The organism is Pseudomonas sp. GCEP-101 (genome assembly GCF_025133575.1).
GTDB classification, from domain to species: Bacteria; Pseudomonadota; Gammaproteobacteria; order Pseudomonadales; family Pseudomonadaceae; genus Pseudomonas; species Pseudomonas nitroreducens_B.
On the sequence record NZ_CP104011.1, the window covers coordinates 1,831,550 to 1,846,440 of the forward strand.

Consider the following 14,891-nt stretch of genomic DNA (forward strand, 5'->3'; position numbering starts at 1 on the left):
TTCGAGTACCGCTCACATGGATTGGCTGACCAGCCCCGAAATCTGGATTGCGTTCTTCACCCTGACTGCCCTGGAGATCGTCCTGGGCATCGACAACATCATCATGATTTCCATCCTGGTCGGCCGCATGCCCAAGCACATGCAGCCGCGCACGCGCTTCTTCGGGCTGGCGCTGGCGATGGTCACGCGCATCCTGCTGCTGCTCTCGATCACCTGGGTGATGCGCCTGACCGCGGACCTGTTCCACGTGTTCGAGCAGGGCATTTCCGGGCGCGACCTGATCCTGTTCTTCGGCGGCCTGTTCCTCCTGTGGAAAAGCAGCACCGAGATCTATCACGGCCTGGAAGGCGAGGACGAAGCCGAGGGCGAGCCGAAGAGCGTGATGGGCGGTTTCATCGGCACCATCATCCAGATCGCCATCATCGACATCGTGTTCTCCCTGGACTCGGTGATCACCGCCGTGGGCATGGTGTCCAACGTGCCGGTGATGGTCGCGGCCATCGTCGTCGCGGTGCTGGTGATGATGCTGGCGGCCGGCGCCATCAGCGACTTCATCGACAAGCACCCGTCGCTGAAGATGCTGGCGCTGTCGTTCCTCATCGTGGTCGGCACGGTGCTGATCGCCGAGGCCTTCGAAGTCCACGTGCCCAAGGGCTACGTCTACTTCGCCATGGCCTTCTCGCTGGCGGTGGAAGCGCTGAACATCCGCATGCGCACCGCGCGCGGCAAAAAGGAAGACCCGGTGAAGCTGCGCAAGGACATCCCGGGCCAATAGGCCAGGCACGCTGTCCACAGGAGTGATCCACAGGGCCGTGGAAAAACCGGGCTATCCACAGCCCGGTTTATTCACAGGCGGCTTTTCCCCGCAGCGCCGTCAGGGCGGGTGACCGGCTCCGGCCAGTTCAGCACGCCCTTGTCGTTGAAGCGCACGGTGCCGAACAGCCCGCCGGCCAGCTTGCCATTGATCTCGTAGGGCATGCCCTGCCGCGGCGCGCCGCCGGACAGCCCCCAGGCCTGGCGGAAGGCGGAGAACGCCGAAATGCTCACCGGCACGCTGATCACTTTCTCGCCAAAGCGCGGCACCTGCCCGCTGGCGTCGCTCACCCCGCTGGCCAGCGGCTGGCCATTGACCGACAGGTCCAGGGCGATGCCGTTGTAGTCGATGGCCTGGTCGTTGGGGTTCTGCACCCGCAGCTTCACCGTGAAGCGCGCCTCCATGCCCTGGCCCGTGGCCGGCTCCAGGCCGACCAGATCGATGCGCAGCGGGTCGCGTGTACCGAACAGGCTGCTGCAGGCGCCCAGCGCCAGCAGCAGGGTCATCAGGGCAATACGGCGGGCAATTGCCATGCTCTCTCCTTATCCATTCATTTGACGGTGGCGGGCCGCAGCCGCCACACCGTGTTACCCACATCGTCGGCCACCAGCAGACCGCCGAACTTATCCACAGCTACCCCGACCGGTCGCCCCATCGCCTCGTCATTCTCGTTGACGAAGCCATCCAGCACCGTGATCGGCTGGCCATTGGGCTTGCCATCGCCGAAGGGGACGAAGATCACCTGGTAGCCGCTGCGCGGCTTGCGGTTCCACGAGCCGTGCTGGCCGATGAACACCCCGCCACGATAACGCTCCGGCAGCAGGCTGCCCTGATAGAAGGCAAGGCCGAGGGAGGCGGTGTGCGCGCCCAGGGCGTAATCGGGGACCAGCGCCTTTTCCACCTGGTCCGGGCGGGGCGGGTCGACGCGCTTATCCACATGCTGGCCGTAATAGCTCCAGGGCCAGCCATAGAAACCGCCGTCCTTCACTGACGTCATGTAGTCGGGCACCAGGTCGTTGCCCAGTTCGTCGCGCTCGTTCACGGCTGTCCACAGGGCGCCGCTGTTGGGTTCCCAGCCCAGCCCATTGGGGTTGCGCAGGCCGGAAGCGAAGAGGCGTACGTGGCGGTTGGACAGGTCGATCTGCAGGATCGCCGCGCGGTTCTTCTCGGCGTCCAGGCCGTTCTCGCCTACGTTGCTGTTGGAGCCGACGGTGGCGTAGAGGTAGCGACCGTCGGGGCTGGCGAGGATGTTCTTGGTCCAGTGGTGGTTGATCGGCCCGCCCGGCAGGTCGACCACCTTTTCGGCCGGGGCGCTGATCGTGGTGTCGCCGGTCCTGTAGGGGAAACGCACCACCGCGTCGGCATTGGCCACGTACAGCCAGTTATCCACAAGGGCCATGCCGAACGGCGAGAACAAGCCCTGCAGCAGCACGCTGCGCTGTTCCGGCACGCCGTCGCCGTCGGCGTCGCGCAGCAGGGTGATGCGATTGGCGCTGGGTACCTGGGAGCCGGCCTTGGCCATGAACTTGCCCGCTACCCAATCCTTCAGGCCTTCCGACTTCTCCTTGGGCGGTGCCGAGCTTTCCGCCACGAGCACGTCGCCGTTGGGCAGCACGTACAGCCAGCGCGGGTGATCGAGCTTGTCGGCGAAGCGCTGCACCTCCAGCCCTTGCGCGGCGCGCGGCTTCCGGTCGACGGGCCAGCCGGTGGCGGTCGCGACATTCACGGTGGGCAGCAGGCTGCTTTGCGGTTCCGGCAGCTGCGGTTGCGGTCCGGTGCCGGCGGTGAACGGCAGGGCGGACTTGTCGCCGCAACCGGCCAGGGCCAGTGCGATCAGCAGGGGGGATGACCATCGCATGGGACTACTCCTCGGCCTGTAGTGAGTTTCTTTCAGGAAACGGACGGCAGTCTAGACATCCCTTCCCTTGAGTCCGTGCGAAATGACCGACGCAAAGGCTCTCGCGTCCACGTCTGATCGGCTTTACTGACAGACAGGATTCCCGGCAAATCAGCGATTTGGCGAACCCTCAAGGAAGAACGAGGGTCTACCATGACAGTCTTGTGACAATCGCCTGAGCGTTGCCGTGTCCTTCTCGGCCCTCCGCGCTGTCTGTACGGAGCCGCGGGCGAGGTCGTTACAGGGTCCGTCGACGGACGCACCGCCCACGGGCCCGCTTGAGTGCGAGGGGGCCCGACATGCTCAAACTGCTCGATCTGCTCTCTGCCGTCGCCCTGTTGGTGTGGGGCACACACATCGTCCGCACCGGCATCCTCAGGGTGTATGGCAGCAACCTGCGAAAAATCCTCAGCCGCAGCGTGGAAAAGCGCCCGCTGGCCTTCGCTGCCGGCATCGGCGTCACCGCCCTGGTGCAAAGCAGCAACGCCACGGCGCTGCTGGCCACCTCCTTCGTCGCCACCGGCCTGATGGCCCTGGCGCCCGCGCTGGCGATCATGCTCGGCGCGGATGTCGGCACGGCATTGATGGCGCGGGTGCTCACCCTGGACCTGTCGTGGCTGTCGCCGTTGCTGATCTTCTTCGGGGTGATTTTCTTCCTCGGTCGGCAGAAATCGCGCCTGGGCCAGTTGGGCCGGGTGTTCATCGGCCTGGGGCTGATCATCCTCGCCCTGCAGCTGATCGTCGCCGCGGCCGAGCCGATGACCCAGGCCAAGGGCGTGAAGGTGCTGTTCTCCAGCCTCACCGGGGACGTGATGCTGGACGCCCTGACCGGCGCTCTCTTCGCGATGATTTCCTATTCCAGCCTGGCCGCCGTGCTGCTCACCGCGACGCTGGCGGCGTCCAAGGTGATCTCGCTGAAGGTGGCGCTGTGCCTGGTCGTCGGCGCCAACCTGGGCAGCGGCATCCTGGCGATGATCAGCGCGTCCTCGCAGAACGCCGCCGGCCGCCGCGTGGCGCTGGGCAGCCTGCTGTTCAAGGTGGCCGGCTGCGCCCTGGTGCTGCCGCTGGTGGGCCCGCTGGCCGCATGGATCGACCATTGGCAGTTCAGCACCGCCGAGCTGGTGATCGCCTTCCATGTGCTCTACAACACCACCCGCTGCCTCGCCTGCCTGCCGCTGACCGGACAAATGGCGGCGTTCTGCACACGCATCATGCCCGACCGGCATTCGCCGGAAGACACCGTGCGCCCGCGCCACCTGGACCCGGCCGCGCTGGATACGCCGAGCCTGGCGCTGGTCAACGCGGTGCGCGAAACCCTGCGCATGGGCGATATCGTCGAGCACATGCTGAACAACCTCATGGAAGTTATCCACAGCGGCGACCCGTTGCTGGGCAAGCAGATCCGCAAGCAGGACGACGATGTCGACGCCCTCTACACCGCGATCAAGCTGTACCTGGCGCGCATGCCGCGCGAGGACCTGAGCGAGGCGGACAGCCGGCGCTGGGCGGAAATCATCGAGCTGGCGATCAACCTCGAGCAGGCCGGCGACATCATCGAGCACATGCTCGGCGCCGTGCAGGACAAGAAGACCTCGCGCAGCCGCTCGTTCTCCGACAACGGCCTGGAGGAAATCACCGTGCTGCACGGCCAACTGGTGGCGAACCTGCGCCTGTCGCTGTCGGTATTCCTCAATGGCGACCAGGAGGGCGCCAGGCGCCTGCGCCGCGCCAAGCAGCGCTTCCGCCTGCAGGAACGGCGCTTCGCCCACTCCCACGTCGACCGCCTGCGCCAGCAGGTGGTACAGAGCATCGAGACCAGCTCGCTGCACCTGGACCTGATCAGCGACATGAAACGCTTGAACTCGCTGTTCTGCGCCATCGCCTATGCTGTTCTGGACAACCCCGATGCCAGCACGTCGGCAATCGGCGAGCCTGTGGAAGACGACGACGTCGCCCCGCGCGAGGTCGAGGCGGTACAGGATCACCAGCGGCCGGCTTCGCCCGGCTCCAGCGCGACGGGTTGATGGCCGCAGGGCCTGGTAGAGCGTTCTCTCGGCGCGCTCGCCAGCCCCTGCGAAGTCCTGATATCACGACGCCCAGGGTTCGGGCAGAATCCGCCGCCATGGAAGCAAGCACTCATCCCCAACGCCCGCCTTCGGTCAGCGCCAGCCTGACCCAGGCCATCCTGCTGGCGGCTGTGCGTCTCGGTCTGAACCGTGATGCGCTGCTGGCTGCCAGCGGCATCCAGGAATCCCAGCTCGGCGACCCGGACGCGCGCATCGATTTCGCGCTGCAGGAGCGCATGTGGCAGTCGATCCAGACCGACCTCCCGCATGACGAACCGGGCCTCGCGATGGGCCGCGCGTTATCGCCCGCCTCGTTCAGCGCGCTGGGCTTCCTGCTGCAGTCGAGCATGACGCTGGGCGATGCCCTCGAATCGGCCATGCGCTACCAGCGCCTGGTGGGCGAAGGCGGCCAGGTGGCCATCGAGGCGCAGGCCCAGATCATCTGGGTGACCTACCGCCCGCTGAACCCCGACCCACCCGCCACTCGCGCCCGCGCTCTCGCGCTGCTGGGGTTCTGGGCGCGCCAGCTGCGCGCGTTGCTCAACGGCCTTGAACTGGCGGGATGCCGGTTTATCCACAGCCAGCCGGACAGCCTCGCGGACTATGAGAAAGCGTTCGGCTGCCCGCTGCACTTCGATGCACCCGACTACGCCCTGGGGTTGCCCAGGGCCCTGATCGATGCGCCGCTGCCGCAGGCCAACCCGCCGTTGCGCGACCTGTTGCGCCAGCATGCCGAAGGCCTGCTCGCGCGCCTGCCCAGCGCCAGCATCAGCGGACGCGTCGTGGCCCTGCTCGGTGAACAACTCACCCGCGGCGAGCCGGGACGCGCCGCCGTGGCCAGCGAGCTGGGCCTGAGCGAACGCACCTTGCAACGCCGGCTGGCGGAGGAAGGCAGCAGTTATCAACAGCTGCTGGCCGATACGCGCCGGCAATTGGCCGAGCGGTACCTGGGCGAAGGCAACCTGCCGGCCACGGACATCGCCGCCCTGCTCGGGTACTCCGAGCCCAGCGTGTTCTTCCGCGCCTTCCGCCACTGGACGGGCCTGACACCCGGCGAGTACCGCCAGCGGCGGCGGCAGACCGCTCGGTAGCGGCGCTCGCCCGAAGGCGAATGCAGAGCGCTGGTCACAGGCTTTTCAACAGACTTGTCTACAGGTTTTCAACAGACCGGGGAGGGTCAGCCGTTCGGCCCCCGCGCTGCCAGATAAGCCAGGAATGCTTCACGGCTGGAATAGCGCGGCTCGTAGCCGAACTCTTCCTTCAACCGGCGGTTATCCAGCACGGGCCGGTAGCGCAGGTAATCCACCTGTTCGGGCCCGAAGCGCGACAACCCCAGCGGCTTGAGCAGGCCGAGCCCTACGCGCATCAGGCTTGCCGGCAAGGGACGATAGGGTTTGTTGAGCAGCCCGGCGATCTCCCGCAGCGACAACGCACCATCGCCGGCGAGGTTGTAGATGCCCTCGCTGCCGCGCTCGAGCCCCTGGCGAATCACGTTCACTACGTCCTGGTCCCAGATGAACACGAAGCGGCTGCGATGCCCCAGCACCCCCACCAGCGTGGGTCGGGCGAAGAGCTCGGCCAAGGGGTTATGCACACGCCGGCCCAGGATGGTGCCGGGGCGCAGTATCAATTGCTTGAGCTGTGGATAACGTTCCCGCGCGTTGGCCAGCAGTTGCTCGATCTCCTGCTTGCACCGGGCGTGTACCAGGTGTGGATGACCGCGCAGCGGGTGCGATTCGTCGATCCACTCGGCGTTGTCGCGGTGGAAGCCGTAGGCTGCCGCCGAACTGGTGACGATCAGTTGCTGGACGCCGGTGTCGCGCGCCGCCTCGATCAGCGCCCGGGTGCCGCCCACTTCGATGAGGTGGCGTTTGTGCGGGGTCATCTCCCGCGGCGGGTTGACCACCGCCGCGAGGTGGACGATGGCATCGGGCTTCCAGTGCTCCACGCAGGCCCGCGTGTGGGCGGCCACGCTCAGGTCGAGGGTGACCGGCTCGATGTTCGGCCGCAGGCCCTGCGACTTGATGCGCTGCATGTCGGCGGCAATGAGCGTCCAGTCCAGGTGCTGGACGGCCAGTTCATTGAGCAGGCTCTGCCCGAGAAATCCCGCGGCGCCGGTAATCAGGACACGCATGCAGCCTCCAGAGCGTTCCGCGTGGAACGAACGACGGGGTCCACCACTGAGGGTAGATGATCTGAGCGTAGTGGCGCGCTCGGGCAGCGACAGTGACCGCGCAAGCCAGCCGCCGTGACCGATGATGCCACCCGACAAAGGTTGAACGCGGTGGGTTCGCGCCGGTCAATCCGCTATCCTCACGGCTTTGCGTCCAGGCACACCGCTCATGCGTTGGTTGTTCGTCCCCCTGTTGTCCCTTCTGCTCAGCGCCTGGTCCCATGCCGACCAGCGACAGACGGTCGAGGCCTACCAGCTGGAGAACGGCATGGGCGTACTGTTCAAGCCCACCCGCGAAAAGGGTCACGTGGCGATCCGGCTGATCGTCGGGGTCGGCTTCGCCGATTTCAGCTGCCGCGAGCGCCAGCTGCCGCACCTGATGGAGCATCTGTTCTTCAGCGGCCTGGACGGCGGCGACGAGGCGGACCTCGAAGCACGCATGCAGTCTCTCGGCGGCCAGTGGAACGCCTACACCAGCGAGGGCGACACCGCCTTCGTCGTCGAAGCCCCCGCCGCCACTCAACGCCAGGTGCTGGACCTGCTGCTGGAAATCATCACGCGCACCCAGCTTGATGCGCGCAAGATCGATTCGGCCAAGCAGGTGCTGGTACGCGAGGACGGCGGCCACTATTCGCACCTGCAGCGCTGGCTGGACCACCAGAACGTCAGCCGCGCGGGGCAGGAGCAGTTGGCCGTGGAACTGGGGCTGGCCTGCGCCGAGCGCGCGCCTGTGGATAACCTCACCCTGGCCCAGCTGGAGCAGCTGCGCAAGGACTGGTACGTCCCCAGCAACATGACGTTGATCATCGTCGGTGATCTCGACCCGCGCCTGCCGATCTACCTGAACCGCACCTATGGCGCCCTGGTGGACCACGACACGCCGGAACGTCGCGAGCTGCCGGAGATGAAGAGCGGCGCCGCGCGCCAGCGCAACCTGACCACCGGATTGTTCGGCGAGAGCGCGGTTCTGCACTGGATCTTCCCGGAGCCGGCGGACGCCGACGGCGCCACGCTCGACCTGCTGCAGGCCTACCTCAACGATGCGCTCTACACCGAGCTGCGCGTGCGGCGCGAACTGTCGTACGGGCCCTGGAGCGAACGAACCGCCTGGGCCAACCAGGGCTTCATCAGCCTCAACGCGGATGTCGAACGAGACGCACAGGACGTCACGCAAAAAGCCCTGCGCGAGCTGGTGGAGAAGATCCGCCACGAGGGCCTCGATGCCCAGCGTTTCGCCCGCATCCAGCGCGTGGCACGCGCGCAACTGGCCTGGAGCACGCCGGGTAGCTCGTCACTGGCGGATTATTACTGGGGCTCGCTGGCCGATTTCGACGATGGCAAGTTCCCGGACGAAGACAAGCGCCTGGCGAAGGTCAGCCTGGCCCACGCCAACGAGGTGGCGAAGCTGCTGTTCAAGGATGAGGGTTATCTGCGCATCGAGAAGCCGCTGCTGGATGACGACATGGTCTATCCACTGGCGGCGCTGGGGGCGTTGATGCTGGCGGTGCTGCTGGGGCTGGCGCTGCGGCGCCGGCGGGGCTGAACCCCGCCGCCGCCGTTCAGGCGTCAGAGTGCGAGACGGCGAATGACCTGGCAGGAATCGTCCGGGTCGATCTGGGCGCGGAAGCCCAGTTCACGGGCCATGTCGCGCATGTCGCGGTCCATCGACGAGTCGATCGAATACATCTGGTGGAAGCCATTGCGCTTGGCCACGTCGATCAGGTGGCGCATCAGCGCGACGTCCAGTCCCAGTTGCTTGAACTCATCGGCAATGGTCACCGCGCATTCGCACTGCTGTTTGTCCACCGCCGCGTAACGGCTGATGCCGACTTCGCGCAGTTCGCCGTCCACGTGGGTCAGGGCGATGAAGGCCATGGTGGTCTGGTAGTCGACGTCCATCAGGCGATCGAGCAGCTTGTCGTCGATCTTCACTTCGCCGTGGAAGCGGAACTTGCGGGTCATGGGGGACAGGCGTTCGAGGAACAGGCGCTCGCGCTCGCGGTCTTCCGCGCGCAACGGGCGGATCAGCACGTGGCTGCCGTCTTCGAGGGTTTCTATCCAGTGATCGGCGCCGACAGCCCCGAGGGCTGCGAGCTCGGCTGTGGTGTGGGTGATCATGACGCGTTCTCCGCTGGCGAAGAGGGATTGGGTTGACCCTATCCTTCTCCTGCCGGCCCCGGGCAGGCCTGACATAAGTCAATGCCGCCCGGAACCGTGCTGGGGCAGAACGTCGCAGCCGTCCTCAGGCGCTGCCGACCAGCGCGCCGGCGCGGATGCGCGCGCCCTTGCGAAACAGCACCAGCGTGGCCAGCAGGCCGAGCAGCGCCGCGCCGCTGAGCCAGATGCCCGGCGCGGCCTTGTTGTCGAGGACGTGGATGAGCCAGGTGCACACCGCCGGGGTAAAGCCGCCGAAGGTGGCAGTCGCCAGGCTGTATGCCAGGGAGAAGCCGGTGGTGCGCACATCCGCCGGCATGACCTCGGTGAGCGCGACGACCATGGCGCCGTTGTAGCTGCCGTAAAGGAAGGACAGCCACAGTTCCACTTCCAGCAGGCGGGCGAAGCTGGGCTCGGCCACCAGCCAGGACAGCATCGGGTAGGCGGTGACCAGCGCCAGCACGGTGGCAGCCAGCAGCAGCGGCTTGCGGCCGATGCGGTCGGACGCGGCGCCCATCACCGGCAGCCAGACGAAATTGGACAGGCCCACGCACATGGTCACCAGCAGGCTGTCGAAGTCCGACAGGTGCAGCTCGTTCTTGCCGAAGGTCGGGGTGTAGGCGGTGATCAGGTAGAAGGACACGGTGGTCATCACCACCATGGCAGTGCCGGCCAGCACCAGACCGAAGTTTTCGCCGATGGAGCGCAGCACCTGGCCTAGGCTGGGGTGATGTTTGCGCTTCTGGAACTCGGGGGTTTCCTCCAACGAGCGGCGGATGATGAACAGCGCCGGGACGATCAGGCAGCCGACGAAGAAGGGCACGCGCCAGCCCCACTCACCCATGTCCTGCGGGCTCAGCCAGTGGTTGAGGATAACCCCCAGCAGACCGGCGAAGACCACCGCGACCTGTTGGCTGGCCGACTGCCAGCTGACGAAGAAACCGCGCTTGCCGGGGGTGGCGATTTCCGCCAGGTACACCGACACGCCGCCCAGCTCCACGCCGGCGGAGAAGCCCTGCAACAGGCGACCCAGCAACACCAGCAGCGGCGCCGCGACGCCCAGCGTCCCGTAGCCGGGCACGAAGGCGATCAGCAGCGTGCCCATGGCCATCAGGCCGAGGGTGATGATCAGGCCCTGGCGGCGGCCGTGGCGGTCGATGTAGGCGCCGAGGAAGATGGCGCCCAGCGGACGCATCAGGAAGCCGGCGCCGAAGGTCGCCAGCGACAGCATGAGCGAGGCGAAGGGGTCATCGCCGGGGAAGAAGGTCTTGGCAATCGCGGTGGCATAGAAGCCATACACCATGAAGTCATACATCTCGAGGAAGTTGCCACTCACCACACGGAAGACGGCTTTGGCTTTGGAGTTGTTCGAGGCCATAAGAACATCACTCAGGGCTGATACACGGGGGATTTCCCGGCGGGAAATCGCTGATCCCTCTCCACGGGCAGGCAGGCCCTGGAGAGGTGATGATTTGTAACACTATGTGTAAAAGCTGCGCCGCGACAATCGGAAAATGGCTGAAAGGCCCAATTTCATGGGCATTGAAAGCTTGGTGAAAGCTTCCCGACCGTTCATCGGAAACGGTGGTTTGGCGAAGTACCTCGCATTTCTCCGAATTCATCCGCTTATTTATATCAATGTATTGACTCTCTCCTTAAATAACTTCCTACAGATTTATTTGTAGGAAACTTTCTTATTTCAAGATAACTCCCTCAGAAATTACTTAATTAATAATCTTAATTTTATATAAGAATTTTCCCAGATTAATCGTTAGCTTTTCCGACGCAAAAGGGAGAGCTTTCTTATGAAAAATCTGCAGGGAATTTCGTTCCTGTTTTTACTTCTGATTTTCCTTACCGGATGCAACGGCTGGGTATCCCCCGAAACCGATGGGCGTCTGACAGACCGGTACTTCACGGTGCTGTCCGGCCCGCCTATCCCGGGCTTCATCGTGGCATCGGCCGTGCAATGGAACGCCGACTACGCGGTGACAGCCGCCCATACTCCCTTCCTGCGCAACCAGGCATACCGCTGCAGTACCGGCTGCGACCTGCTGTTCATCGCGCACAAGGCCGACGGGGCGCTGCCGCAGTGGCGGCACTTCCGCCCCGGCGAAACCGTGACCGCGCTGGGCAGCAGTACCTTGCTGATTCCCATGAGCGCGACGGGCAGGATCTGGCCGGTACCCTTCGTCGATGGCGGCTCGGCCAGCGGCGAGCGCTACGGCGTGCACGATGCGGCGATGGCCAAGGGCATGTCCGGCGGCCCGCTGATCGGCAGCGACGGCAGTGTGCTGGGCATCAACATCGGCTTCCAGGCGGGGTTTCGCCCACCGAGCAACCGCCCGGAACTGGCGGGCATGTCACGCCTGAGCGTGTTCGTGCCCTATAGCGTGATCCAGCGCGAGTGGCTGCTCTTCCAGGCACAGGCGGCGCGCAAGGCCGCCCAGGCCAGCGATGGCGCGAATCTTCAGGCGAAGAACCAGTAGCACACGCCGATGGACGCCAGGACTCCGGCCAGGTCCGCCAGCAGCGCGCAGCCCACGGCGTGGCGCGCGCGCTGGATACCGACGGCGCCGAAGTACACGGCCAGCACGTAGAAGGTGGTCTCGGTGCTGCCCTGCACCGTCGCCGCGACCAGCGCGGGGAAGCTGTCCACCCCGTGGGATTGCATGGTCTCCAGCAGCATCGCGCGGGCGGCGCTGCCGGAGAACGGTTTGACCAGCGCGGTGGGCAGCGCATCGACGAAACGGGTATCCCAGCCGGCACCTTCAACCACCCAGCGAATGCCGTCCAGGGCCATTTCCAGCGCCCCGGAGGCACGCAGCACGCCGACCGCGCAGAGCATCGCCACCAGGTACGGCAGCAGGCTCTTGGCGACATCGAAACCTTCCTTGGCGCCCTCGACGAAGGTTTCGTACACCGGCACCTTCTTCAGCCAGCCGACGACGAGGAACAGCAGGATGATGCCGAACAGCGTGAGGTTGCCCAGCAACGACGACAGTTGCGCCAGCGCCGTGGCGGAGAGACCGGCCAGCAGCGCCATGAAGGCGCCCAGCGCCAGCGCGCCGGGAATCAGATAGGCCAGTACCACCGGGTCCCACAGGCGCAGGCGCTGCATCACCGCGACGCTGAGCAGGCCGACCAGCGTGGAGGCGCTGGTGGCCAGCAGGATCGGCAGGAACACCAGGGTCGGGTCCACCGCGCCCTGCTGCGCGCGGTACATGAAGATGGTAACCGGCAGCAGGGTCAGCGAAGAGGCGTTGAGCACCAGGAAGAGGATCTGTGCGTTGCTCGCGGTGGTGCTGTTGGGGTTGAGCTCCTGCAGCGCCTTCATCGCCTTCAGGCCGATGGGCGTAGCGGCGTTGTCCAGGCCCAGGCCGTTGGCGGCGAAGTTCAGGGTGATCAGGCCGATGGCCGGGTGGCCGGCAGGCACGTCCGGCATCAGGCGGCGGAACAGTGGGCCGAGCAGCACCGCGAGTTTTTCCACCAGGCCGGCTTTTTCGGCGATGCGCAGAAAGCCCAGCCACAGGGTCAGGGTGCCGAACAGCAGCACCATGACCTCCACCGACAGCTTGGCCATGGCGAACAGGCTCTCCACCATGGCGGCGAAGACGCTGGCCTCGCCACCCAGCAGCCAGCGGGAAAGCGCGGTGACCGCCGCGACGATGAAAAAGCCCAGCCACAGGCCGTTGAGCATGCGATGTCCCCCTTGGAATGGCCGCGATGATAGCGGCACGGGCACCTTGGGCGCCAGAAACGACAAGGCCCCGGACACTGCCGGGGCCTTGTTGATAACCCTGTCGGGTCAGTGGGCGGCAGGGCTGTGCTTGCCGTCCACGCTTTCCCCTTCCAGCAGTTCCTCGACGCTGCCGTTGCGCATGGCGTCCCAGTAACGGGCGCCCTTCTGCGCGTCGTACACGCCTTCCCACTTGGCGATGACCAGCACCGCGAGGGCATTGCCGATCACGTTCAGCGCGGTGCGCGCCATGTCCATGATGCGGTCGACGCCGGCGATGAAGGCCAGGCCTTCCAGCGGAATGCCGACGCTGCCCAGGGTCGCCAGCAACACCACGAAGGAAACGCCCGGTACGCCGGCGATGCCCTTGGAAGTGACCATCAGGGTCAGCACCAGCATCAGCTGCTGGCCGATGGACAGGTCGATGCCATAGAGCTGGGCGATGAAGATCGCCGCGATGCTCTGGTACAGGGTCGAGCCATCGAGGTTGAACGAGTAGCCGGTGGGCACCACGAAGCTGCTCACCGCCTTGGGCGCGCCGTAGGCTTCCATCTTCTCGATGATGCGCGGCAGCACGGTCTCGGAACTGGCGGTGGAGTAAGCCAGGACCAGCTCGTCCTTGAAGATGCGCATCAGCTTGATGATGGAAAAGCCGAACAGGCGCGCGGCCAGGCCCAGCACCATGAAGGCGAAGAAGGCGATGGCGAAGTACACCAGCACCACCAGCTTGGCCAGGGGCAGCAGCGAGGCGAAGCCGAAGTTGGCGACGGTCACCGCGATCAGCGCGAAGACGCCGATGGGGGCGTAGCGCATGATCATGTGGGTGACGCGGAACATGGCTTCGGCCACGCCCTGGAACATTTTCACCAGCGGCTCGCGGGTCGGCGCCGGCAGCGAGGACAGGCCCAGGCCGAACATCACCGAGAAGAAGATGATCGGCAGCATCTCGCCGCGGGCCATGGCCGCGAAGATGTTCGACGGGATCAGGTTGAGGATAGTCTCGATGAACGCGTGGTGGTGCTCGACTTCCTTGGCGGTCTGCGCGTACTGGGAGATATCCACAGTTCCCAGCGTGCTCATGTCGATGCCGGCGCCGGGCTGGAAGACGTTCGCCAGCAGCAGGCCGACGACGATGGCGACGGTGGTGATGATTTCGAAGTAGATGATGGTCTTCAGGCCGATGCGGCCGAGCTTCTTCGCGTCACCCATGCCGGCGATGCCGACGATGAGCGAGGAAATCACGATCGGTACCACGATCATCTTGATCAGGCGGATGAAGATATCGCCCGCCGGCTGGAGGATGTTGCTGATCCACCAGGCCTTTTCCGCGCTGAAATGGTTGAGCGCGGCGCCCAGTGCAATTCCGAGTACCAGGCCGATGAGGATCTGCCAGGCGAGGCTGAGCTTGGCTTTGCCCATAGTGAGTCACCCTTGATTCTTGTGGAAGTCGGGGTCGCCGAGCCATCGGGATGCCGACGGCCGGCGAAAAAAGGGGCGCATGATTCCGACCCACCCCTCCTCCGTCTAATGCCGGAAACGCCTACCCCATGCACAATCGGCATAGGAAAAGGCATCTGAAACCTTGGTTCCAGGTCCTAAGACCCTTGATTTTCTGCATGCCACAGGTTCCTCGACGCCTGTCACGCAGGGCTCTGCAAAGCCGGCTAGGCTTGATGCAAAACGGCCATCACTGGCGCGAATGAATCGGTCGGCAAGCCGGGTACGCGAGGGTCTCGGCTTTGTATTACCGGATGTACGGTCGCACGGTGGACCGTGGGGGATGGCCGGGGGCGAGCGAAGGGCCCTTCGACGTCAAAGGCTGGCGGCAATGCGGGCGCGCTTGTGGATAAGTCGCCGGACTGCGCTCTTCATTGTGCGGTAGCTGCTTCCCGTGGGCCCCGTCTTTGGGCCGACGAGAATCGGCGGATGATTGTAAGACGTTTCCACAACACTCCGAATTGACTGACAGCAATGAAGTTCGACCGGCTTCGAGCGGGCGTGCGGATACCCTGCGGCCGCCGCGACAGCCGGGTAAGCAATGGGTTGTT

At 65.2% G+C, this 14,891-nt stretch carries 12 protein-coding genes; 5 read left to right on the top strand and 7 right to left on the bottom strand.

What is annotated here, in order from left to right:
- Positions 1–16 precede the first annotated feature (16 nt).
- The gene (locus tag N0B71_RS08205) at positions 17–775 is read left to right on the top strand and encodes a TerC family protein (RefSeq protein WP_259758263.1); all 759 of its coding nucleotides are present in this window, start codon (positions 17–19) and stop codon (positions 773–775) included.
- 71 nt (positions 776–846) lie between these two features.
- On the opposite strand, the gene N0B71_RS08210 is transcribed toward N0B71_RS08205, so the two are convergent.
- Positions 847–1,347, bottom strand: a complete 501-nt coding sequence (locus N0B71_RS08210; RefSeq protein ID WP_259758264.1) for an LEA type 2 family protein — start codon at positions 1,345–1,347, stop codon at positions 847–849.
- A gap of 17 nt (positions 1,348–1,364) precedes the next feature.
- A complete protein-coding gene (locus tag N0B71_RS08215; RefSeq protein WP_259758265.1) occupies positions 1,365–2,672 on the bottom strand; it encodes a PQQ-dependent sugar dehydrogenase in 1,308 nt (435 codons plus the stop codon).
- A gap of 338 nt (positions 2,673–3,010) precedes the next feature.
- Between N0B71_RS08215 and N0B71_RS08220 the strand changes: the two genes are divergently transcribed.
- On the top strand, positions 3,011–4,735 hold the full coding sequence (locus tag N0B71_RS08220; protein WP_259758266.1) for a Na/Pi cotransporter family protein: 1,725 nt from the start codon (positions 3,011–3,013) through the stop codon (positions 4,733–4,735).
- Between the two features lie 98 nt (positions 4,736–4,833).
- Positions 4,834–5,868 carry an AraC family transcriptional regulator gene (locus tag N0B71_RS08225; RefSeq protein ID WP_259758267.1) on the top strand — a complete coding sequence of 345 codons (1,035 nt, stop codon included), beginning with the start codon at positions 4,834–4,836 and terminating at the stop codon, positions 5,866–5,868.
- Between the two features lie 86 nt (positions 5,869–5,954).
- On the opposite strand, the gene N0B71_RS08230 is transcribed toward N0B71_RS08225, so the two are convergent.
- Positions 5,955–6,911, bottom strand: a complete 957-nt coding sequence (locus N0B71_RS08230) for an NAD-dependent epimerase/dehydratase family protein (protein WP_259758268.1) — start codon at positions 6,909–6,911, stop codon at positions 5,955–5,957.
- Positions 6,912–7,119: 208 nt separating this feature from the next.
- Here N0B71_RS08230 and N0B71_RS08235 point away from each other — a divergent pair, with 208 nt between their 5' ends.
- Positions 7,120–8,493, top strand: coding sequence for a M16 family metallopeptidase (locus tag N0B71_RS08235; RefSeq protein ID WP_259758269.1), 1,374 nt, complete (start codon positions 7,120–7,122; stop codon positions 8,491–8,493).
- A gap of 23 nt (positions 8,494–8,516) precedes the next feature.
- Here N0B71_RS08235 and N0B71_RS08240 read toward each other — a convergent pair whose 3' ends face one another.
- Both N0B71_RS08240 and N0B71_RS08245 read right to left on the bottom strand, forming a co-directional pair.
- Positions 8,517–9,068 (bottom strand): GNAT family N-acetyltransferase, encoded by a 552-nt coding sequence (locus N0B71_RS08240; protein WP_259758270.1) that lies wholly within the window; start codon positions 9,066–9,068, stop codon positions 8,517–8,519.
- A 124-nt stretch (positions 9,069–9,192) separates the two neighbouring features.
- Entirely contained in the window at positions 9,193–10,482 is a 1,290-nt protein-coding gene (locus N0B71_RS08245; RefSeq protein WP_259758272.1) for an MFS transporter, read from the bottom strand.
- A gap of 427 nt (positions 10,483–10,909) precedes the next feature.
- Between N0B71_RS08245 and N0B71_RS08250 the strand changes: the two genes are divergently transcribed.
- Positions 10,910–11,593 (top strand): S1C family serine protease, encoded by a 684-nt coding sequence (locus tag N0B71_RS08250; RefSeq protein WP_259758273.1) that lies wholly within the window; start codon positions 10,910–10,912, stop codon positions 11,591–11,593.
- Here the strand turns inward: N0B71_RS08250 and N0B71_RS08255 are convergent.
- A complete protein-coding gene (locus N0B71_RS08255; RefSeq protein WP_259758274.1) occupies positions 11,575–12,804 on the bottom strand; it encodes a nucleoside recognition domain-containing protein in 1,230 nt (409 codons plus the stop codon). The two genes, N0B71_RS08250 and N0B71_RS08255, sit on opposite strands and share 19 nt — an antisense overlap.
- Before the next feature lie 108 nt (positions 12,805–12,912).
- Positions 12,913–14,262 (bottom strand): glutamate/aspartate:proton symporter GltP, encoded by a 1,350-nt coding sequence (gltP, locus tag N0B71_RS08260; protein WP_259758276.1) that lies wholly within the window; start codon positions 14,260–14,262, stop codon positions 12,913–12,915.
- Between the last annotated feature and the right edge of the window lie 629 nt (positions 14,263–14,891).